11 protein-coding genes are annotated in these 22,820 nt (G+C 62.0%); 1 reads left to right on the forward strand and 10 read right to left on the reverse strand.

Annotated features, from left to right (window positions below; all coding sequences use genetic code 11):
* Positions 1-247: 247 nt before the first annotated feature.
* The 3 genes from NDK18_RS13900 to NDK18_RS13910 all read right to left on the reverse strand — a co-directional run bounded on the left by NDK18_RS13900 (position 248) and on the right by NDK18_RS13910 (position 3,324).
* Positions 248-1,033 carry a VOC family protein gene (locus NDK18_RS13900; RefSeq protein WP_250628100.1) on the reverse strand — a complete coding sequence of 262 codons (786 nt, stop codon included), beginning with the start codon at positions 1,031-1,033 and terminating at the stop codon, positions 248-250.
* 40 nt (positions 1,034-1,073) lie between these two features.
* Entirely contained in the window at positions 1,074-2,126 is a 1,053-nt protein-coding gene (locus NDK18_RS13905) for an alpha/beta fold hydrolase (RefSeq protein WP_250628101.1), read from the reverse strand.
* Positions 2,127-2,229: 103 nt separating this feature from the next.
* Positions 2,230-3,324 (reverse strand): NADH:flavin oxidoreductase/NADH oxidase, encoded by a 1,095-nt coding sequence (locus NDK18_RS13910; protein WP_250628102.1) that lies wholly within the window; start codon positions 3,322-3,324, stop codon positions 2,230-2,232.
* Positions 3,325-3,407: 83 nt separating this feature from the next.
* Here NDK18_RS13910 and NDK18_RS13915 point away from each other — a divergent pair, with 83 nt between their 5' ends.
* Entirely contained in the window at positions 3,408-3,713 is a 306-nt protein-coding gene (locus NDK18_RS13915) for an ArsR/SmtB family transcription factor (protein WP_250626012.1), read from the forward strand.
* Positions 3,714-3,779: 66 nt separating this feature from the next.
* Here the strand turns inward: NDK18_RS13915 and NDK18_RS13920 are convergent, their stop codons facing one another.
* From NDK18_RS13920 to NDK18_RS13950, 7 genes are all read right to left on the reverse strand, one after another.
* Entirely contained in the window at positions 3,780-4,562 is a 783-nt protein-coding gene (locus NDK18_RS13920; protein ID WP_250628103.1) for a hypothetical protein, read from the reverse strand.
* A gap of 173 nt (positions 4,563-4,735) precedes the next feature.
* A complete protein-coding gene (locus tag NDK18_RS13925) occupies positions 4,736-4,924 on the reverse strand; it encodes a hypothetical protein (protein WP_250628104.1) in 189 nt (62 codons plus the stop codon).
* 147 nt (positions 4,925-5,071) lie between these two features.
* Entirely contained in the window at positions 5,072-6,421 is a 1,350-nt protein-coding gene (locus NDK18_RS13930) for a substrate-binding domain-containing protein (RefSeq protein ID WP_250626015.1), read from the reverse strand.
* A gap of 350 nt (positions 6,422-6,771) precedes the next feature.
* A complete protein-coding gene (locus tag NDK18_RS13935) occupies positions 6,772-19,836 on the reverse strand; it encodes a filamentous haemagglutinin family protein (RefSeq protein ID WP_250628105.1) in 13,065 nt (4,354 codons plus the stop codon).
* A 142-nt stretch (positions 19,837-19,978) separates the two neighbouring features.
* Positions 19,979-20,368: a hypothetical protein gene (locus NDK18_RS13940; protein ID WP_250628106.1), complete on the reverse strand. Its 390-nt coding sequence runs from the start codon at positions 20,366-20,368 to the stop codon at positions 19,979-19,981.
* Positions 20,369-20,439: 71 nt separating this feature from the next.
* Entirely contained in the window at positions 20,440-21,069 is a 630-nt protein-coding gene (locus tag NDK18_RS13945; RefSeq protein ID WP_250628107.1) for a hypothetical protein, read from the reverse strand.
* Positions 21,070-21,078: 9 nt separating this feature from the next.
* Positions 21,079-22,791, reverse strand: a complete 1,713-nt coding sequence (locus NDK18_RS13950; protein ID WP_250628108.1) for a putative porin — start codon at positions 22,789-22,791, stop codon at positions 21,079-21,081.
* Positions 22,792-22,820 lie beyond the last annotated feature (29 nt).

The raw sequence follows: 22,820 nt of genomic DNA on the forward strand, positions 1-22,820 counted from the left end.
GCGACGCACGGGCGCCGCGAATTGTTCGCGGCGCCAGTCGTTTAACAAGCGGGCTTTCGAAACCCGGTTACCTCGACAGAGGTAACCCTGCAATGGTGCCGTCCGCGACGCTGGCAGTCGATAGTAAGCGTCTCAAACTTGAGCAGCGCTTTCTATCGCAGCTTGCTCAATCTTCCTGCCCGATCATCGGCGATAACGAATCAGTCGGAACGACAGGCATACAGGACTCAACGAGCATGGGTTTCTCCTAACCAACCTGCTGGAACACAAGTTGGAAGTTGTCCGGATCACGCAGGCTGAACTGCCTCAGGCCGTAGGAAGCCATCGCCAGCGGATCGATCTTCAAGCCTGCCTGCTTGAGCGACGCATAGGCGCCGTCAAGATCGGAGCAGCCGATATACAGACACGTGTCGCCGTGCGCGGCCATGCGGAAGGCGTCGGGTGCACCTGGCCTTTCACCAGAATCGTAAGCCGTGTTGAGCATCAGGTCGACACTTCCCGAGCGCAACCACATCCAGTGGGAGAACCTTCCTTCCGGCGTCTCGACAACAGGCGACGCAGAGACCACTTCGAAACCGAGCTTGTCCCGATAGAACTCCAGCGACGTGGTCATATCGAATACTTGTATTAGCGGTGTAAGACCTACCAACGCCATTGACATGGAAGCCTCCGGTTTGAAGTGGCAACGTTCCCATTCACGAAGAATACGACGGGATATCAGCAGATTCCTTGCGGGAAGGATCAGCCCCGATTCGAATGGGGTCAGGAAGATGGTGAACAACACGATGAGAACGATGCCGGCACTTCGTGATCGCGGATCAATAGCGCGACAGGTGTTGTGCACAAGCAAGGTATAGAGCAGGACCGGGGGCACGGTGACCAACGTAAACAATAGCGCCGTGAGCACTCCAGTCCGCCCAACGTCCGCGGCCCCCAATGCGCACATCAACAAGAACCAGATGACGTGAATGACGTACGCCTTCATCAGGCGCGACCGTCTTTTACGCAGCAGCTCTATGAGGGCTGATTCCATGGCATCCATCATGCCAAGGCCGCGGGATGTTGCGTCAGTGCTACAAGTCTCCCATCCCCCGCAACAGCGCCGCATGGAAGGCATCTGGATCCTGTAGCTGTGGCGCATGCCCAGCATCGGGAAACTCCACGAGCTTCGCTCCTGGAATAGCCGCAACGGCCGCGCGGGCCAGCTGCGGATAATTCCCCAGCGAGGAACGTTTGTCTTCCGGAGCGAATTCCTTGCCGATGGCCGTGTTGTCCTTGTCGCCGATCATCAGCAGGGCGCGAACCTTCAGCTGCGGGAACTCGTAGACCACGGGCTGGGTCAGGATCATGTCGTAGAGCAAGGCGGAGTTCCACGCCACCACTTCTTTCCCGGGGCCGCGATACATGCCCGCCAGCATCTGCACCCAGCGATCGTAATCAGCGCGCCATTGGCCTGCGAAGTACGTGTTTTTCTCGTAAGTACGGATGCGCTCGGCCGTGGTGCCAAGCTCCCGCTGGTACCACTGGTCTACCGATATGGGCGGCACGCCCTTGGCCTTCCAATCTTCCAGGCCGATCGGATTCACCAACACTAGCTGCCCGGTTTCACGTGGGTAGGTCAGGGCGTAACGAATGCCAAGCATCCCGCCCGTGGAATGGCCGATGATGGTGGCGACGTGTATGTCGAGCGAGTGCAACAGGTCGTTGGTGTTCTTCGCCAGTTGCTGGAAGCTGAACTGGTAACTGCGAGGTTTGCTCGATTTGCAAAAGCCAACCTGATCGATGGCGATCACGCGGTAACCGGCCTTGGCCAGTACCTTGATGGTTTCGCCCCAGGTAGCGGAGCAGTAATTCTTACCATGCAGCAATACGGCCGTACGCCCGTTCGCGGTCCCCGCATCCGGCGCAACATCCATGTAGGCCATTTTGAGTTCTTGCCGTTGCGACTGGAACGTGTAGTACGAAATGGGGTACTGATAGTCGAAGCCTTGAAGTTCCGCGCCATACACCGGACCGGAGTCATTCCCCGCCAACGCCTGGCCGAATGCCGCTGCCGGCAGGCAAGCCGACAAACAGGCAAGTACCAGGTAGCAAGCGATAGAAGCGGTAGAGCGGACGTTCTTCATAGGCGAAATGACGGCATGGCTAACACGATGATGCCAGTCTACTGGCAGCCCAAGTAACGCAACCCGTCCGGCGTACCGAACGGGCCGCATGCCAACCGCCGATTCAAGCCGCGTAACGCTCCAGCCAGTGCGCATACGGCGCCGGCAACGTCCACGACGGACGCGCCACGCCCAACGCGCGCGCGGCCTGGTACGGCCAGTGCGGATCAGCCAGATGGCCTCGCCCCACCATCACCAGATCGAGCTGCCCTGCCTGCACCGCCTGCTGTGCGAGCTCGGGCGTACCGAAGCCCCACGCCGACGACACGGGAAGTCCCGACTCGTTGCGCACTCGTTCGGCGATGGGACCCAGGAATGCAGGGCCCCAGGGAATATTGGCCGATGGAGTGGAGAAGCCGACGCTCACGCCAAGCATGTCCAGGCCGTGTTGCTTGAATCCCTTGGCGAGCTCGATGGACTCGACCATGGTTTCCTCGTCGCGCCCGTCGTATTCGATCACGCCAAAACGCGCGGTAAGCGGAAGATGCTCCGGCCACACTTCGCGCACGGCGGCCACGGTTTCAAGCAGGAAGCGGCTGCGGTTTTCCAGGCTGCCACCGTAGAGGTCGTCGCGGTGATTGGAATGCGCGGAGAAGAAGCTCTGGCCCAGGTAACCATGGGCGAAGTGCAATTCCAGCCACTCGAAGCCGGCTTCCAGCGCGCGCTTGGCCGCGGCGACGAAATCCGCCTGGACGCGGATGATGTCCTGCCTGGTCATGGCTTGCGGCAGCTTCGACAAGCCACCGCCATAGGCGACAGCCGATGGCGCGATGGTCTGCCAGCCGCGCGGGTCGTCTTCGGCAATATGGTCGTCGCCTTCCCATGGGCGGTTCGCACTGGCTTTGCGGCCGGCATGGGCGAGCTGGATGCCCGGAACGGCGCCGGCCGCCTTGATCGCCTGCACCACCGGCACGAACGCGGCAGCCTGGGCGTCGTTCCACAGGCCTGCGCAGCCCGGGGTGATGCGGCCTTCCGGCGACACCGCCGTGGCTTCCACGATCAGCAGGCCCGCACCGCCGCGTGCGATGCCGGCAAGGTGCACGCGATGCCAGTCGTTGATCACACCCTCTTCGGCGGTGTACTGGCACATCGGCGGTACGGCGATGCGGTTACGCAGGGTCACGCCCTTGAGTTTGAACGGATCGAACAGGGAAGCCATGGGGACGATTCCTTGAGGGTAATTCTTAAGTTCGATAATATTCGAACTATCGAGAGAAGGTCAAATGCCCTAGAATTCGTCTTATGCGCCCGTACAAGCACCCCGCCGCCGACCAGTTCGCCCTGGAGCGGATATTCCAGGCACTGAGCGACCCGATCCGACTGGAAATCGTCCGGCACCTGGATCGCGTGACCGAAGCCACCTGCGGCGAGCTGGACGGCGGCCGCCCGAAATCGAGCATGTCCCACCACTTCCGCATCCTGCGTGACGCGGGCCTGGTGCATACCCGCGGGGCGGGTACGGTGCATCAGAACACGCTTCGTCGCGCTGAATTGAACGCACGCTTCCCTGGGTTGCTTGACGCCATCCTGGCGCAGCCTGCCGGCTGATCGCGACGACGCCGTCGCGAAAGCCCGGCACAAAGCCGGGCTTTCCAAACGACTACTCGAGTTGCCCTATTGCTTCATCGCCACCAGGGTCGTTTCGCGATTGCTCGGCTTGTCCGTCACGACCGTGGTCATGGTCTTTCCATCAGCCGATACCGTCATCTTCGATACGGCGGTTTCCTTTCCGCTCATCATCGTGGTCTCCTGCAAAACCTTGCCCACCATCTTGACGACGACCATGTCGGTGCCTGGGTCGCCCTTATAGGGTGCCGGTTTGCCGCCCAGCTTGGCCGTATACGACTCACCGCGCGGGGTATTCATGGTGACGGTGTCGCCTTCGATCTTATAGGTGTAGGTAAGCATGTTGTCCGAGGCGTCCTGGAAGCTCGAGGTGCGCCAGGAGCCCGCCAGTGCATGCGATCCCGCGGGCGGGGCAGCAACACGCGTCATCGTGCCTTTGACGCTGGCATCGGCGGAACCTGGGCGGTAGGAGATGTCGTCAAAGGTTGCTGTCTTGCCGTCCGCCGATATGGTGGTGGTTTCGGTGTAGACAGTCTTGCCATCCTTCTTTCCAGTCTCGACCACCGTGTGGTCGTCGACCACCTTCACCGACATCGTCTCGATGCGTGGATGCCCGGTCACCGGATGATCCATGCCGTCCGCCGCAACCTTGATGGGCGGCGAGCAATCACATGTGTATTGGCCATCCTTGAGCGTGATGACCATCGGCTTGGTGGAGGCCTTCACCTTGTCGACGTCGATTTTCCAGGTACCGTCGAATGCACTTTGCGCCATGGCAACGCAGGGCAGCAGGCATGCCAAAAGCATCCCGCTGAAAAGTAACTTTTTCATAGACTATCCCCGACTAGCTATAACCGCGGCCGAGATCGCCCAGATAGCTCAGGTCCCCCAAGGTGCCAGTTCCACCTCTTTCTCCGAGTCCCAGCCACGGCAACGTATCACCCGGGCGACACGCCGGGCATTGGCCGTTTAGCCGAGTGCTGCGAGCTCAGATCGAAGCCGGGTTATCCACGCTCATGGACAACGCGAAGCGGCGCGGCGTTGGGCTGGTCGATGACCATGAACATATCGTCGCCCAAGCGGACCAACTCGCGATTTCCGTCCTGCAGGAACCAGCGAGGGTGCGGGGTATCGGCGTCAGTCGTTAAGATGGAATGAAGCCGGCCGAAGGTGTCGTGTACCGTGAGCTGCATAAGCTTCTCCGCCGACTGGGGTCCTTCAGCGTACGCGGCCAATTGTGCTGTTTCAAGACAGGAAAAGAGGAGGGCCGGGGGCGGCCCTCCTCTGCGCGACCAGTGTCGCGCTTACCTTATCCCAACAATTTCAAACTGCTTTGTTGCTTAGTTGACGCAGGAGTTGATCTTGGCCTGGATCACAGCCGGCGTTGCACCGTTGATGCTCAGCCAGGAAAGACCCGCACCGGCGACACCGATGGTGTTCACCTGGGCTTTCACGGTCGAGTTATATGGCGAGAACAGCACGCCACGCACTTGGCCCACATCCAGGCCATTGGACTTGGCATTGCCCAACAGGTAGGACACCGCGACGATCGGATAGTTGGTCGTCGAAGTGGCGTAGTCTTCCGGATTGACCAGGCCAATGCACTGGGTGGTCAGGCCGGAAGCTGCGAGCGTGGGACGGCCGTTGCCGTCGACACCAGTGATGATCTGGTCGAAGTTCACGGTCACCGGCAAGGTGGTAGCGCCATAGTTGCTCGGATCGAAACCGTTCACCGTAGCGAAGGTCAAGAAGCCTGCAGCAACGTTAGCTGCTTCAGCGTAGCCGATGCTGCCGTCGGTGATCGAGATCCCGTTGACAACGGCGGGATTGCCCGACTCCGGAAGCGTGGCGGAATACGAACTGAAGTAAGTCGGAGCGGGAGTGGCGCCAGTGGCAACGGTGAACGTCTGGTCCGTCTTGAACTTGGTAGCCACGCCGTTGCCGCCAGTGCCGACAGGCGGAGCTGCGGTGGCACCGCAAGCCTTCGACAGATGGTTGGTGAAGTTGAAGGTGGTGCCGCTACCATCCGAACGATAGACGATCGTGATCGGGCCCGTCACCGAGACGCCCGACGGCAGCGCCGAGGCGAGAGCCGGGTCCTGCCAGGTCTTGATGGCGCCGGAGAAGATCTTGCACACCTGCGTCTCGTTGAGAGCCAGCGAGGCAACCGGGTTGCCGGTCGTATCAAGTTTGTTGAAGGCAATGGCAATGGCGCCCGAGACCGACGGGATCTGCACCGGCTGAGCGCCGGTGATGCCGGTATGGCCAGCGGCGTAGTTCGACAGGTCCGTGCTGTTGAGCGGCGAGTCGGAACCCACGAAATGCGGCTGGGCCAGCGTTTCGCCCAGCGAGGTGGCACCGAAGCCGATCGGGTTGGGGGTGGCGACGCAGTTGGCGTTCACGGCAAATGCCGTGAGCTGATTGCCGGCGAGGATGTTCTTGCCGCCGCCACTGCCGGTCTGGCAGTAGGAAACGCGCAGGTTGGACGGCGAGCTCTGGGTCTTGGCGTACTCGCCCAGCAGCGTGCCGTCACCGGTGGTGTCGGCGCGCAGCGGTCCCTGCAGGCGGGTGGAGGTGTCACCGCCGTAACCAGCGGCCGGCAACGTGGCGCCGCCGCCGACGATGATGGAGTTCTGTGCGCTGGCGAGCGAGGCAAAACCGAATAGCAACGCACCCGCGAGCAACTTCATGCGGGTATCCCCAATGGAAAGTCCATTGATCATGGTGTATCCCCTTGCATAAAAGCCTCCCGAATTGAAGGCTCGATGACTATGCGCGTCGCGGATAACCAGCCAATTACCATGGAGTGTCCGATATTATGTTGCTGCAGTGACAATCATTAACTTCACAACTAATTCGCCAACCTCTTCACTGAATTCATATCAGGGAAATTTACCTTGTAATTAATCACCTACACAATTCCGGCACCTACACAATTTCTGCACAAAAACAGGTTTTATTGTCAAATGCGCATAATCGGATAATTAAATAATTGCGATTTAGTTCGAGCGATTTATGAAAGGGTTGACGCCCTCAGTTGTCACTCGGCCAGGCGACTACGTTCGGCCTGCGTCAATGACGACTGCCTGCGTGCACTAAGCCGCCCAGCGCCAATCACCTGCACCGGGCTATCCGGATCGTAGGCGTGCTTGTCGCTTCCGCTATCGACGCTCGCGCCATTGTTGCCCTGGCTCAGCACCTGCACGGAGATGATCGACGGCATACGATCGCGAGCGTCGTCCTGCTGCTTGCGCGCGACGTCCTCGGCCACCTTTGACGCTGCACTGGCCGCCGCATTGGCGGCATTGAGTGCCCCTACATTTACCTGCGCGGTCACTGGCACACCGATCGCCTCACCCTTCACCTGGATATTGTCCGCATTCGCCACGCGGGCCGCGGCAATCACCAGATTGCCGGCCACGCGGATACCGGCGTCACCGGCGTCGACGGTGCCTCGCGGGGCTATCAGGAACACGTCCCCCTCGGGACCACCAGCGACCGTCTGCAACGTGGCGATGCCGGCACCACTTACCTCGCCGCGCGCGTCGATCCGGCACCAGGCCTCCAGCGTGCACTGGTAGGTGGGCGGCGGGATCTCAGACGACGTCTTCGCACCCTGGCCGGCGTTGATGTCGCCATTGGAGCTCCACATCACCAGGTCGCCACCTTGCTCGGTGAAGATGCGGCTCTGTGCCAGCAGCACGCTGCGGTCGGTGAACATGTTGATGTTGCCCTGCTCGAGCGTAAGCACGCCCATGGTGTTCGGCCCGGCGAGCACGTTGCCCCCTCCATCGACGATCTGCGATGGCGCCGACGTGCTGCCAAGCAGGGCCTGTCCACCAGGACCCACGACGGTGACATCACCACCTTGCTGGGTCTGAATGGTGGAGCCGCGGATATCCAGGTCGCCGGTATCGACCGTCTGGGCTGCCCCGTTGAGGCCGCCCTGGCCAGCACCGTTGGCCGTGTAGCCATACGAAGCGGGGAACAAGGTATCGATCGCGGCGTAACCGCGCTGGTACTTGTTGAAGAACGGGCTGGAAGCATTGTTGTAATCGCTGCCAACGACAGCCAGGAACTTGAACAGCTCTTTCTCGGCGAACAGCCTTTGTACGTATTCCGGCTGTGCATCGAAGAGCGCCCGGGCCTGTTCAGGCGACAGGGTTACCTGCTTCTTGTCCGCCACCAGGCCTGTATCAACCACCTGCCCGGCGACACGCTGCTCCATGAAAGCGACGAGATCAGCCGTGGCATCACCGAGGCCATCAGCCTGGTTGGCGTTATCCACGTAGCGGGCAATGAAATTCTCCGTGGCCACGCCGGGCCCGACACCGAAGGCGACATTGACATCAGCACTTTCGTGCGGAAGCGCTGCCTGGTACAGATTGCCGATTGCCTGTATGCCGGTAAGGTTCCCCGCCATATTTACCGAGCTGCTGGTAATTTCGGTCTCGTTGGCAAGCGGCCCGATGTTCCGACCGGCCTCCACAAGGAAATTACCAGGGCCGCCTAGCAATAGCGACGGCACAAGCTCATAGCCATCTGGGATAAAGAGATCCCATGGCGCAGCAGTCAGAGCGGTGTCGTAGATATCCCGGCCCGCGGCAATCCGCGTGACGTCGGCATCGTGCAGATGTTGGCCAACGAACGAAAGGTTTGCAATGTCCCGCCCGGCATACACCAGCGCCTGCTTGGCGGGGTAGAGCACCAGCGAGACGAAGTTGAATCCATTCGGGGCAGTGATGCCATCAACGATATCGCCGTTCAAAGCATAGATACGAACGGGGGTGTTGTCCGTCCGGGCCAACGGTGGCGTTTGCACCGTCGATGACACTACCGTCGAGATGTAGGAACTAGACTGGCTCGTTGACAACGGCGATGGCATTTCCCCAGGCGGAGTGTCAATCAGGCCAAATGATGTGGATTGGGGTTGCGACCGGTCGAACACCGTTTGCCTGGAGAACTGGATCGAGCCATCGGCAAGTAACTGCAGGTTGCCGGTGGCAGAGGGATAAAGTTCACCCGCACTCAAGATATTGATGTCGCCCGACAGCGCGCTAAGTTCAACAGTTGAGGGAAGCACGGGGCTGGTAATGCCGCTCAGGTCCGCTCCCAGGCTGAAAAGAGCTCCGGGAACGGATGTGCTTCCCAGCGCTACATTGCCGCCGGTACTGGTTACCACTAGTGAGGAATCACTACCCAAAGCCTGCGTGTCGACGTGCGTGGCAGGCAACAGGAACAGGAAATCCGGCTGGGTATAGTAGGAAGGATTGAACACACCGCCGAGGTCTGCGCCTAGCCGGGCGCGCACATCCACTTGCGCATCCTGTATGCCAAGGATGGTGGAAACCGGCGTCGTCAGTGAGCTTCCCCCTGGACCAAAGTTGGCGGTGAAGTTGTAGTCGGCGGCGATCTGTCCACCAGCTTCGATATCCGCGGTCCCTTTCGACACAAAATAGTTGCCGCTCAAGATGTCGCCGCCGGCATGCACCTGTAGGTTGCCGCGCCCTATCGTGGTGATGGCAGTGCGATCAGCATTGGCGATCCAGGTGGTCGGCAAAGACACCGCAAGCTGACGAATATCGCCACCGGCGTCGACGCTGACATTGCCGCCTACGCTCATGACACCCTGCGCAAAGTTGCCGAAGTTGATCGACGAACTGCTGCCATCGGCGGCATTGCCCGTCTGCATCCACGGCCACCAGAACTGCTCGATGCTGCCTCCCTTTGTTCCCTTGGTAATGCTTCCGTCGGTATCAATGGCATTGGCGATGCTATTGATGTCACCGCCCGCCGACAGCGAGATATCGCCGGCGTGGTCGGGATTGACCAGGCCGGTCACCAACATATCCGGAACGTTGACGCTTGCAGGGTCCAGTTCAGATGGGCGAAGCACGCTCACTCCAGTTCCTGCGGAAGTGCCTGCCACTGGCGTACCTGCCGTATAGATATCGGCCGGCGCCGTCTGGTCCAGCCACTGGATATCGTTGCCGGCAGAGACTTCGATGGATCCGGTACCCGTTCTCACGGTGGTCGGAAATACAAGAGTCTTGCCGGCGTAAGGGCTCGTCGTCGTGACAACACTCGGATCGGTTAGCGAATCAACGACGGCAAAATGTCCGTCCAGGGTGACGTCGCCGACGCCATCTGAGCTAACTGCCAGTGGATTGACGGCATCCATATCAGCCCCCGCAACCAGCCGGTACGAACTGCTTGGCCCATCCATCAACGTCGCCGAGGCCAGCGATGCCGGGCTACCCAGGCGAGGCATGTTGGACGGACTGTTATCGGCCGCACTGGCTGGCACTGGGACTGTGGTCGGGTCACCACCGCCGCCCGCGGAGGCGGGATCGTCCTTCGGCGCGAACGGCGCATAGAAGAGCTGGCTGCCGGAACTAGTGTTGCCGACTTTCGTCGACACATAGGTGTAATAGGCAGCGTGGCCGGTGATGTATTGAGAGTAGTCCGCGGTATAAATCCCGTAATCGCCATCGATCGGCAATAGCAAGGGTGATGGTGTGCTGGCCCGCTTGGCCACCGGCGATAGGGCAAAGTTGGCCGTCAACCAGCTTTGGTAAGCAGTGACGTAATCGGCATAGCTGTCGTACGCCGCCGGCTGCGGTGCCACCAGTGACGTTGGATTGTAGGCAAGGAAACGACGCTGACTGAAATTGTTGATCAAGGCGAACTGAGCCGCCCACTTTGGATTATCGGCGTCGCCGTACTCACCGATATATCCCTCGTAGTTGGTGTAGTAGTTGGCGCTCTGGTTCTGCAAGGGCGCCTGCAATGGCTGGTAGTAAGGATCGCTGGTGATATCGATGGTCGGGCCACCCGGCGTCATGCCATTGGCCACCGTGCCATTCTTCAGGTTGACCGTGCCATTCCAGATGCTGTTGTCGTCCAGGTATTGCTGCGTGATCTGGTAAGCCGCTAGAGCCGCGTCGTAGGCCGGGTTGTCGTTAGCGGCATTGGCTTTCGGCGCGAACGGTGCATAGAAAAGCTGGCTACCCGCGGAAGTATTGCCTACTTTCGTCGACACATAGGTGTAATAGGCAGCGTGACCGGTGACGTACTGCGAGTAGTCCGCGGTGTAGAGGCCGTAATCGGCATCGATCGGCAACAACAAGGGGGATGGTGTACTGGCCCGCTTGGCCACCGGATTCAACGCAAAGTTGGCCGTCAGCCAGCTCTGGTAGTCCGCAACGTAGTCGGCATAACTGCTATATGCCGCTGGCTGTGGTGCGATCAGTGTTGTCGGGTTGTAAGCAAGGAAGTGGCGCTGGGTGAAATTGTTGATGAGGGCGAACTGGGCCGCCCACTTGGGGTTGTCGGCATCGCCGTACTCGCCGATATATCCCTCATAGTTTGCATAGTAGTTCGCGCTCTGGTTCTGCAAGGGCGCCTGCAATGGTTGATAGTACGGATCGCTGGTGATGCTGATGGTCGGGCCACCCGGTGTCATACCGGCGGCCACGGTGCCATTCTTCAGGTTAACCGTACCGTTCCAAATACTGTTGTCATCCAAATATTGCTGCGTGGCCTGATAGGCGGCAACCGCATCGGAATAGCCATTGTCATTTACCGGCGGCGGCGGCGCCGGTGGATCAGCAAGGACGGCACCATCATTCTGCTGGTAGAAGCCATCGGTGATACTGGCCTGGATATCCAGGTCATTGGCGGCGCGCACAGTCAGGATCGGCGCCTGACCCTGGTATCGATAGGCCAAGGTGATCGTGCCATCGGTACCGGTAACGCCGGCACCGAGATTCCAGTTGGTCAGCACCGAGATGGTGCCGCCGTTGCTGCCGTCCAGCGGATTACGCAGCTCGATGCCTGGGCGCACAGCCGCGTTGGCGATGCCGCTGAAGCGGTCGCCAAAACTAAAGCCCGGCTGCTCCACGAACCCCATCAACGTGCCAGGGCCCTTGCTGGCGTCACCGGCGACATACCCGTAGAACGTTTGATGATCGGCGTTAGCCGTATCAGGCATGAAGTAGTCGTTGGTAAGGTACTGCTTCAGCTGTGCATCGTCCGATGGCGCATCCAGCACGGTACCCGACGCGTCCACCCACTTGCCGGCGACCAGGGCAGGCGCGCCTGTACCACCGGCGGCATACCAGCCTGATGGATCGATCACGCCATCAAAGTGCTTGCCGGCGCTCGCCGGATCGGTGGCATCGTACGCATCCTTGGTGCTCCACACCGCAAACGGCTCGATGTCCACCTGTCGCGCACCGGCAATGGCCTTGCCACCGCCATCGATGGCGATGCGCACGTCTCCATCGGCGAGCAGCGGCGCCCGGAAACTCACATGACCACCGGTGGAGGGGTCGCTGGAGCCGCCCGAGACATCCACAAGCGCATTCGAGCCAAGATGGATGAAGCCCGAACCCGTGGCATCCACGTTCTCGTAGCCGTAGGTGGCATTCAACGAACCATTGGCCACGCCGTCGGTATCGATCACCACGTCACCGCCGCGCTGGGCGGCAATCGAACTGGTGGCGCGCAACGTGCCTTCGATATCCACCCCGCTCTTTCCGTAAAGCTCGATGTAGCTGCCGGACGGCGCCGACGCGTCGATGGTGCCGTCAATGATCACATTGCCATCGGTGGCGTTGGGTACAGTTCCGCCATTGGCGGTGAGATAGACCTTCTGGGCCACCAGGTCGTGGCCGGCCGAAAGCTGCAGGTTGCCCGCACCGCTGGTGACGCTCACCATGCCCGTCAAACCGGCGTTGGTCGCCAGGGCTGCGATGTTGTCCAGGTCCACCGCCGTGCCCGAGGCGAGGCTGAAATAGCCGCCGCGGTAACCATCGCCCGCATGGCCATCGATCTGTCCAGCGAGTGTCGCCGAGCCTTCGGCCGTTACCGAGAGGCTGCCGGCATCGCCACCTTGCGCGGCTCCAGCGAAATCGAGCGAGGCGCCCTGCTGCAGGTTCACATTGCCGTGGCTGGCCGTGATGGTGAGCGCGCCACCCGGCGCATAGGTCTGGGTGTCGAAGAAAGTCTTGTTGACGCCGGCGGTATCCACGCGGCTTCCGGCCAGCAGGTCGATATTGCCAGACGTCGCCGTAAGGTCCAGGTTGCCTGCCGCCGCCTGCAGGTTGCTGCCGATGGCGAGGTTCCCCGCTTGCAGCGCAAGCGCGCCACCCATCGCATCACGTTGCAGGGCAGTACCTGCGCCTGAGGCAATGGTCATGGTGCCGGTCGTGGTCAGGCTGGTATCGGAGCCGCTGTCGGCCATCAGGATCGGTGTCTGCAAATGCACGTCCAGGTTGCCGAAATCGACGCCGCCCGTGCCCTGCCCCACCATTCCCTGATTCGCGGTGGCTACGAAGCTGCCGAAGCCCTGCAAAGTCGTATTGCCTGGACCGAAGTCGATCTCGTTGGCCTGCGCGGTAAAGCCACCCGAGCCCGCCGCGAAGTTGCCGTCCTGGCTTCCAAGGGTGTTGCCCAGGCGCAAGGTCCCCGCTTCTACCGTCACTTGACCGCCATCGCTGGCGAGCACCGGCGCGCTTAATTCCAGGGAATTGTCGAGCGAGACATCCACGTTCCCAACGAAGTCGATGGCGCCGCGGCTGCGTAGGGTGACGGAATCGGCATCGCGGAACAGATTCAGCGTCTGCGGGCCGATAACGAGCCCACCCAGGCCGGTCACCGCATCGTTGCCGACGAAGGTGATCAGGTTGCTGTTGGCATCGATGGCCTTGGCGGTGAACGTCGCGGTGGGGTCGACCACCGTGGCACCGGTGGCATCGAGGGTAAGCGCGCTGCCGCCGTCGATGTTGGCGCCGGCGTCGATGGTGAGGCGGCCCTGCGAAGTGCCTGCCACGCCATCCATGCCCGGCACCTGGTAACGCGTGGTGGTAGCGGCACCGTTCTGCGAAACGCGCAGCATGGAGCCGTCCCCGCTGATGCCGGGAATGGTGGCGCCGTTGGCGTCAACTGATGGATCGCTGCCGAACACCAGCGGATGCGTACTCGAAGCGTTTCCGTCGCCTCGAGCCTGGATCACGCCGCCGCTTTCTACCAGCACGCCTTCCGCACCGCTATCGGTGGTGCCGCGCGCGACCAGCATGATTTCCTGGCCAGCCAGCGGATGGGCCGCGTCGTTGGACACCACGACGCTGTCGGCCACGCTGGTAATGTGGTCACCGTCATCTGCCGTGCTGCGCGTACCTCCCAGCAACAGGCTGCCTGCGCCCAGTTGGGTCAGGCCATCGGCCGAGAGCTGCAGATAGCCGTCGCGCGCCGTCTCGCCATCACCCAGCACCTGGATCGCCAGGGCGGCAATATCCACCTGGGAACTGCGCCCACCGTCGGCCGGTTGCGCCGTGAGCGTGGCGCCAAGGTCGAGGGTCTTGCCGGCGGAAAGGACCAGCCGCGCGGCATCGCGCGGTGTTGGAGGCGCGACGTTACCCGCCTTGCTGGCCAGGTTGTCGAAGAAAGTATCGGCGTCGGAGAGCGTGTATTGCGAGTACTGCTGCCACACCGGGCCGCCCTGCAAGAGGAACGTACTGGTTTGCGCCGAACGCGCCCCACTGAGCGCGTCAGCCATGTAACCCACCGCACTGATGGTGCCATCGGGCTGGATCGCCGTACGGCCAGCCACGCCTGCGGACGCGCCTGTGTCCTGTACCACGCGGAACGCCCCGGGAAGCGTGGCGTATCCCGACGGCAACAGTGTGTAGACGCCATCGGGCAAGCCCGGCACACCCGATAGATATATCGCCTGTCCCAACAACGGCGGCGTATTTCCATTCGCCTCGATCGAGGCATCATGGGCTGCTACCGGTCCGTGATAACCCGGAACGATGGCGTAGACCGCGCGGCCATCGGCGTATTGCGGTACCGCCGTGCCCGAGCCATTGCCCTGCGTGAAGTCCGTGCTGTACTGCGCAAGCACGTCACGCGTGCCGCCTGTGCCGGGTACCCATTCCTGGGCCTGAAGCTTGCCGCCGCCGGAAAGGTCGATGCCCGCTCCCTTATCCAGAGCGAGGGCCGTGCCACCAATGGTGATCTGTCCTGATGGTGGCGCGGTAAGGTCCGCGGAATTGGTGCCTGCCGCCACGTTATAACGCCACTCCGTGCCGTCGACGGTGGTTCCGAAGGGAACGGTGGCGCCATCAAGCGAGACGGAAGTAAGACTGCCGTCGGAAAGATGCACGCTCTTGGTGGCAACCAGCGGGAATTTCGAAAGGTCCAGGCCGAAAGCTGCCGCATCGGCAGAAGGATCCTTCACGCCAAGAACCAGGGTGCCAGCCGGCACCTTGATGCTGCCTTCCTGCTCGATATGGTCCGCGCTTACGAGCAGCGCGCCGCCGGCGGATAGGGGGGCATCGGATACACCATCGGGCAAGAAGGTTACCGTGGTCTCGCGCGCGTTGCCGTTGGCATCGGCGATGCCTGATGCGTTGGCATCGATCACGAACCGATAGTTGGTAGCTGGGTACAGCTGGGCAGCCTTGAAAGTAAGGTCGCCCGTGGTAAACAGCAGTCCCGTCGGGATGACGCCGTTGACGGCCGGCAGGGCACCATCGAACCGAATATCACCACTGGCGTTAAATGTCGTGTTGGCCCACTGCTGCAGATTGAGGCTGTCGCCGATATCGATGAAGTCGGCATCGACGACGAGGGTTCCGTCACCTGCTCGCGCCGCGGGACTGTCACCGGAGACGTTGTTGCCACCGGTGAAGCTGGCATAAGGCGCACGGATGTGTACTGTTCCGTTGCCCAGCGCGTAGGAACCAGCAGCCGTCGTCAGGCTCGTGCTTTGTGCTGGCAAAGCGACAAGAGACAACGCTTCGGCGGTAAATGCGCGACCGACATCAATGTCCACATTACCGGCAAAGCCGATTACTTTTTGGCTATCAAGATCCAGGCTGGTGATGCCGGAACCATGCAGGCTGTCGGCCACGAAGTTCACGATACCCGAAGGACCACCGGCTTCCACCACATCGCCTGGCATGAGGGCGGGATCCAGGGTGTTGCCCGATTGCCGGACCAAAATACCCGCGGGCCCGGGCAATCCAGGGACGCCGGCGGGCAGTGCCTCAACAGTTAACGAACCGCCCTCCGCCAACGGCGCGCCGCCGTGGGCGACAAGCGTACTGTCAACATCCAGTCCCGTGGTCGCGGCGAGCGTGATGCTGCCTGCATCGCTCCATACCGGCGAACGCAGATAGCCTTGGGAATCACCCGAAAACAGCTGCGAGGCCACGGGCAAGTCGAATTGATCTGCCGTACCCGATACGTCGATACGCGAACCTTGACTGGCGAGAACGTAACCGTTCTGACCGGTAAGCGACACCGAACCTCCCGCCAGCACGGTCCCCGTGCGGGGCGTAAACAATGGCGCGCCATACGACGAGTCGCGCACGGACGACGCCAGCGGATCGATCAGCGTTACACCAGAAGCGTCCAGCGAGGCATTCGAACCGAGCCATACCTCCCCAATAGCGGCCTGCCGTACAAGGCCTGGAGATAGAGTGGAAACGTCGATGTCTCCACCATGTGCCGTCACGTCACCCAGCACAGTGACCGATCGCACGCTGGAGAGATTGACGCTGCCGCCGGCATCTACGTTGATCGAAGCGCCTTCATCCATCAGCAAAGCGCCGGTTAGCCCAGCATAGACGGGAGGGCCGGCTTGTAAATTCTGGGGGATACGGAACCAGGTAAGGTAGCCGCCGGCAGCAAGGCTGAAGCCTGGGCCACGCCCTTCCGCTGTATCACGCGTTGCCCAGCAGTGGAAGGCATCCAGGCTGCCAATCGTGGCGTACGTGCCAGCCGGATGTGCGGCATCAACTGCATACAGATCGGTGCCGGTCGGTGCTGTACGCAACGCATCGAGATCCGGAAGGAAGTTGTCGCGTTGCACCTGCACGGTAGTACCGGCGGCAATCGTCGCGTCGGCGATGGCGGTCAGCGCGTAGTTGTCGAATCCGTTGCCGGCGAAGAATCCAGCGTCGAGATACAGCGTATCGGGCGTCAGTCGGCTATTGGGGTCTCCGCCGATCTGGATCGACGGTGCCTGCAGGGTGAAATTGCCGCCACCGCTAAAACCATAACCAAGAATGCTGCCGTCCATGTCGATACGGCCGCCGTGAAGGCTGGTAGGCGACCCGGTTTCGATACCGTAAAGCTGCTTCCCGCCATACGTCACCAGCGATACATCGCCGCCTCTACCTTCAGGCACGCCGTTGCTGGTGCGGACCAGCCCATCAGGTCCTACATAACCGCCGCTCGAAACATCGATCGTGCTACCAGACTGCAGAACGATCGAACCCGTGCCGTCGACGAGGTTGTTGGAATCACCCGAATAGGCCTGGTTGGTCGTCAGGCTGACACTACCGCCGTTGATGTAGTGATCGCCCTGAAGGGCATCCGGGCTGGCGCCACTGTCGTTCACCCATAGCCCGCGTGTGCTGACAAGCGCACCATCGCCCAGGGTGATGTCCGCGCCCAGCTGCAGGTCGGTGTTTGTCGACCCGGCCGCTGCGTTCGGCCCGGTGGTAGTGAGCTGGATTTGACCCGACGGCGCGCTAAGCGTACCGAGGACGTCGATGCGCGAACCTTGCAGGTTGATCGACCCGCCCGGCGCGACCGCCAGCACCGTCCCCGACGCTTCGACGATTTGCCCTGTGTTGACAACGGAAACGCTGCCGAATCCGGCGCGCGCGATGGCATCGGTGGGAACGATCAGCCAGTCGCGAAGGTTGTCGCTGGCGTTGGCCGTGGCGTCCTGCGCCGTAAGCGCGACATCCCACGGAGTATCAGCGCTGAATCCTGGCGCAAGTTCGTCGAGTACCAGCGACGACTGCTGCAAGCGAATACCGGCGACATCCGCCCGGCGAGTCACCGAAGCAGGCATCACGCCAATCTCCAGTGCTCCGGGGGCCGGTGGCGTGCCGTTGACGATCTGATTGCGACCGACGTAGGCAATGGCTGAAATATCGCCATCGAGTACCAGCGCGTCGTCGGCCTGGATAGTCAGGTTGCCCGCCGCACTGCCGCTTATGAAGCCATCATCCCAGCGGCGTGCACCCGCAAGGATGGGCGAATTGTATGTTTGCGTAACGCCCCAACGCGGGTGGTTAATCGAGTACTGGCCCGCAAACCCGACGTAGTCCATCTGCGGATCGGCGGTGGCGATGTTGTAGATGCGGCCATCCGCGCCGAGCAGATTAGGGGTGTCTATCCAGCCGGCCTGGTAGGCCAGGTAGCCGCCGTCCAGCTTCAGCTGGGCGCCAGATCGCACGATCACTTCATTGCCGTTTAGGTTGACACTCCCGCCTTGCGTAAGCATCTGCGAAATGTCGCGAGGCACGTTGTCGACATAGCCGCTCACGTTCAGGATGGGGCTGCCGACCCAGTCCAGGCCGTCAGCGCGCTTTCCCGACTGGCTGCTGTCGATCAGGATGTCTTTTTGCGTGTAAAGGAAGCTATTGCGTAACAAAGGCGAGTTGGCCAGTTCGTTCTGGCCGATGCGCGGAATGTCCACCAGCAATGCCGAGATCGGCAGCACGACATTGGCGAGACCCGAGACGTCGATTACTGCGCCGTCGTCAAGGTATACGCGGCCCGCCGTGGACGGGAGCAGCGCAGGATCAGCGGCAGCGTCCCTTATTGCGGTGACATCGAGGGTTGCCGCCGGGGCCTCCAACAGTGAGCCTCCGGCGAATGTCACCGTGCCGCCAGCGAGCGTAACCGTGCCGTTGACAAAGACCTTGTCTGCATTTGGGCTGGACGACGTGGTGGTGCCATCCTTCTCCGGCAGGATGGTGGTGACCGAGCCATTGCCGAGTGTCAGGTTGCCGGAGCGGGGGTACGCACTGGCGCCAGCGGTGGTATTGCCTTTGGAATCCTGTGCCCGCAGTTCGATGCTGCCCGGGTGGCTGATACTGGTGGAGGCCAGAACCACGCCTTCCTGGTCCACGTTGTAGCCAAGTACCTGCACACCACCTCGACGCGCCTGTACCAGGCCCGTGTTCAGCGCTGTGCCGCGATTGGCCGCGTAATCCAAACCGACAGATGTAAGCGCGCTGGCGAACACGTCCAGTGGGCCGGTTGCACCGGTGGAGCCAACGTTGGTGGACGCCACCAGGATCGCCTGTCCATCATCGGTCACTACCTGACCCGCATTGCTGACGTTGGGTGCGGCCACCAGCGCGAAGCCCTGGGCACCCGCGTTCAGCGAGGCGCCCTTTTCGATCACCACATCGTGCTTTTGGCCGTCCGTGAAGTTGGAAACCAGCATGCCTATGCGGCCTGCACCATCCGGTGTCGCGGCAAGGCCCTGGTTGAGGAATGTCTGATTGCTCGTAGCCGTATCCGCACTAAACAAATCCAGCGACGACACCAGCAACGAATGCGTATCGACCGTACTCCCGCCGCCAAACAGGAACCCATTCCGGTTAAGCAGATAAACCGTACCTTCCGCCTTCACATGCCCCAGTATCTGGCTGGGCAAGTCCCCCGCAGCGATGCGGTTGAGCACGATCCACTGGTTCCCACCACTGGTCTGGTTACCCGCACTCTGGTTGAAATAGAGCGTGGTATCGCGCCCGACATTGAAGCTATCCCAATTCAGGATCGCCTTCGCCGCCGTCTGCTTTACTTCCACCGTGGTCTGGCCGTTGGCCACGCTCTGCGTCGGCGCATTGGCGTTCTGCCACAACGTGGGATCGGTGGCGATGCCTGCCGACGGCGCAAGGCCGCCCGTCGCCAGGCCATTGGGAATGTTCGACGGCGCCTTGCTGGCAAGCGTGGCCGCAGCCTGCTGCGCGGCCATCTGCGCCGCGACGGCCTGGGCAGCGTTGTTCAGGTTGGTGATCGACTGCTGCACGTTCTTCTGCAGCAAGGCATTGCCAGGGGTCAGCGCACCACCCGTGTTCGCACCGCCTGTGCCCGGCGTGGTCACGTTGTTAGACGTACCAGGTTGACCCTTCTGCGCCAGCCATGCCGAGCTGAATGCCTGTGGCCCCGCGGCATGGGCACTCATGCTGCCCGCCGCCAGCGCCAGGGTGATCAGCTGTGCAAGCGCGCGTCGGCGCAACGCCGGGCGGCGGTTGGCGGAGGGATGGGATGCACGTGCGCTCATGGGCATGTCCTGCAGACGCTGGATGGATCGATAAGAAAGCCGGCGGCGGTCCTGCCACCAAGGGTCGCGCGCGTCCCTGCGCACGGTAATGACGCTGGCGTGCCACGTTTTATGGCGATGGGATGACAGTGCGGCATGGCCGTCAGTCCTCCCGGTACAAACTGTTGCGGGACATCGAAGCGACCTCGGGGTCCAGGCCCGGAAGCGCGGCCAGTGCCGCCAGCTCACCGGCATCGAGCTCGGCCAGCACTCGATGGATCGCCGCGCGCCAGCCTTCGATGCACCAGGTATTGAGTACGTGCATCAGCACCTTCAGCGGCGGCAGCTCTTCGGTGTGGTGATCCACACGGCGCAGCCGGAGCTTGGTTTCCACCACGTAGCGCGTACGGCCGGTGAGCACGTGGGTCTGGGACTCGAGCAAGCTCACCAGCACCTCGCGGGAGCAACGGTCCAGCACCACGTCGGCATTGGGCTGGTGCCGCTCGGCGATCAGCTGGTGTACCGCCTCGGCCAGTGCGTCAGGCGCGCTCATCGGTAGGCCACAAGCGGCCCACGCCGCTGCCCTTGCTGTACATGTTCTTCCATGGTGCGCGCCTGAATGCATTAGCGCCCCGGAGCCTGCTTGGCCGGGTCGAAGCGCTGTTCGTAAAGCTTGTCGCCGAAGGCCTGCGCCGCGTTCTCAAGGCGCACCCGCGAGCTGGCGGCAAACGGCTGCCGGGCCGACATTACCTGGCCCATGTCGATGTGCTCGTAGGCGTCGAGGATCTCCTTGCCCACGTCGTAGAGCTGGATGTTCTTAGCAGCGCAGGTATCGAGCTTCGCGGTGGCCTGCTCGAGCTGGCCGGCCAGGCGGCTGCGTTCGGCCTCGGTGGCGCGCGCCGCCGTGGCGGACTGGTCGTAGTCTTTCTTGTAGCGATCCGCGGTGGCCTGCAACGCCTGCTGGCGGGAACGCTCCGCGGCCAGCGCCTGCGCATCGCCGGAGCTGCGACCCTTGCTGTTGGCAAGCTCCGCACGGGCGGCTTCGGCGTCCTTCTTCGCCGCGTCGCGCTCGGCTTCGAGCGCCGCATTGCGCGACTGCAACTGGGCCTGTTGACCCTGCATGTCCTGCATCTGCCCCTGCACTTGGCGAAGCTGGTCGCGCAGGCGCGATTCAAGGCTGGCCGGTTGCGCGGCGGCGCTGCCGGCCATCACCAGCGACAGCAGGAGTGCGAATGGCGGGAGGATAAGCTTCATCATCGCCTCCTAGAACCGCGCGTTCATTTCAAGCTGGATCACATCGATCGACAGCGGCGGACCGTATACCTGCTTGGCATTGAAGTAGCGCGCCGAGAGCCATGTGTACTTGTTCAGGCCAAAGCTGCCGCTAAGCACGAAGCCCTTGGCGTTGGTGCCGCCCAGGTGGAAGTCCGGATCGTTCAGACCATCGACCACGGCGTCCGGCTGCAGGTACTTGTAGCCAAACACCACGTTCCAGTCGTTGGCCTCGGTGGGCTGCGGATGGCCCAGCGTAGTGCGCAGCATCCAGCCGACCGGGCCGCTTTTGTAGCTATCGGCGGTGACATCACCGCTGCCGAAGTTGTTCACCAGCCGGTTCAGGCCGATGTTCGGGCCGAAGGCATCGGCGCTGTGGTAAGCCATGTTGCGCACGTACTCAGCTTCCAGGCGAAGCGGCGTACCGGCCACGTGCATGTCCAGCTGGGTGATGGCATCGGCCAGGTGGTAGTCGTAGACCAGGCCCACGAACTGCGGCTGGGCGTAAGCGCTGGGCGAGGACGGATCGGGGATGATGTCGCGCAGCAGGAACAGCGAGTTGCCCTTCTGCATGAAGGCCGGGCGGGTGTTGTCGGTGCTGCAGAAATCCGCACCCTGGTAGATCGCGCACGGGGCGGACAACTGCCCGCGCAAGTCGTTGAAACGGTAGTAGGCCAGCGCGGTCTTCCACTGGGTGTCTTCGTCGATCTTCCAGTTCACGCCCACCTGGGCTGCGGTCAGCCACTTGTCGCGGCTGGAATCCTTCGGGCTTTGCGTGGTCGGGAAATCATCCGCCTGGTATTCGATCGGGAACATGCCGGCGGTGGCGAAGGCGCTGAAGTCGTCGCCGAACGGCACGTTGAACTTGCTGGCGAGGCCGTCGAAATTAAGGTCGTCGGCGAAGAGCAGGTTGCTGCTCATGAACGGATTGGGCATGCGGCCGCCGGTGATGGCGAACCAGTCGGCCGGCTTCCAGGTCAGGTAGGCCTGATCGAGCCAGAGGTTCTTCTTGGTGAAGCCACCGCCCAGGGTCTGAGTGGTCGATACCGGGTCGTTGTCGTCGCCGCTGCCGAGGCCGATACCTGCGGTTACCGTGTCGCCAAGCGTGATCTCGGCCTTCAAGCGTGCGCGGATGCGCAGCGAGTTGGTACGGTTCTCCAGCGTGTTCAACAGCGGCGGCGGTACCAGCGAGTTGAGGTCGTACGGGCCCTTGCGGTTGAGCGCCGCGAAATCGACCACGGGCGAGGCATTGCCCTTGTCGAAGTAGTTGAACTGGTCGCGGAAGCGCATGTCGCCCGACCAGGCGATGCGGTCGAGCCAGCCGGGCAAGGCATCGGGTTGCGCCCAATGCTCGGTGCGCGCCTGCGCCATCACTTCCTGCTTCACTTCGTCGCGGATCTGGTTGCGCACCACCTGCGGCACGTACTGCACATGTACCGGGCCCGTGGCAGCGACAGCCTGGTCCGCCGGCGGTACCGCCACGGGCGCTGCCTGCGCGGCTTCCGCGTTGGCCTGCGCAATCAGCCCGTCGGCGTCGGCCTGGGTCAGCACGCCGCGCTTCACCAGCAGGCGCACCAGGTTGATCGTGGCGTTGGGCGAGGGCGAGGTCTGCGCCATCACCGGGGCCGCCCCTAGCGCAAGGCCGATGGCTACCGACAGCACGCCGAACCGAAGCGAGCGCTGAAGGGCTTTGTGCATGGTCATGCTGTTCTCCGGAACTTTAAAAAGTCGTG

The organism is Pinirhizobacter soli, from assembly GCF_015905305.1.
GTDB classification, from domain to species: Bacteria; Pseudomonadota; Gammaproteobacteria; order Xanthomonadales; family Rhodanobacteraceae; genus Pinirhizobacter; species Pinirhizobacter soli.

What these genes read in the sequence shown, in the direction of transcription:
- NDK18_RS13900 (WP_250628100.1), bottom strand. Translation starts at nt 1,033, where the DNA reads ATGGAATCAGCCCTCATAGAGCTGCTGCGTAAAAGACGGTCGCGCCTG.
- NDK18_RS13905 (WP_250628101.1), bottom strand. Translation starts at nt 2,126, where the DNA reads ATGAAGAACGTCCGCTCTACCGCTTCTATCGCTTGCTACCTGGTACTT.
- NDK18_RS13910 (WP_250628102.1), bottom strand. Translation starts at nt 3,324, where the DNA reads ATGGCTTCCCTGTTCGATCCGTTCAAACTCAAGGGCGTGACCCTGCGT.
- NDK18_RS13915 (WP_250626012.1), top strand. Translation starts at nt 3,408, where the DNA reads ATGCGCCCGTACAAGCACCCCGCCGCCGACCAGTTCGCCCTGGAGCGG.
- NDK18_RS13920 (WP_250628103.1), bottom strand. Translation starts at nt 4,562, where the DNA reads ATGAAAAAGTTACTTTTCAGCGGGATGCTTTTGGCATGCCTGCTGCCC.
- NDK18_RS13925 (WP_250628104.1), bottom strand. Translation starts at nt 4,924, where the DNA reads ATGCAGCTCACGGTACACGACACCTTCGGCCGGCTTCATTCCATCTTA.
- NDK18_RS13930 (WP_250626015.1), bottom strand. Translation starts at nt 6,421, where the DNA reads ATGAAGTTGCTCGCGGGTGCGTTGCTATTCGGTTTTGCCTCGCTCGCC.
- NDK18_RS13935 (WP_250628105.1), bottom strand. Translation starts at nt 19,836, where the DNA reads ATGAGCGCACGTGCATCCCATCCCTCCGCCAACCGCCGCCCGGCGTTG.
- NDK18_RS13940 (WP_250628106.1), bottom strand. Translation starts at nt 20,368, where the DNA reads ATGAGCGCGCCTGACGCACTGGCCGAGGCGGTACACCAGCTGATCGCC.
- NDK18_RS13945 (WP_250628107.1), bottom strand. Translation starts at nt 21,069, where the DNA reads ATGAAGCTTATCCTCCCGCCATTCGCACTCCTGCTGTCGCTGGTGATG.
- NDK18_RS13950 (WP_250628108.1), bottom strand. Translation starts at nt 22,791, where the DNA reads ATGACCATGCACAAAGCCCTTCAGCGCTCGCTTCGGTTCGGCGTGCTG.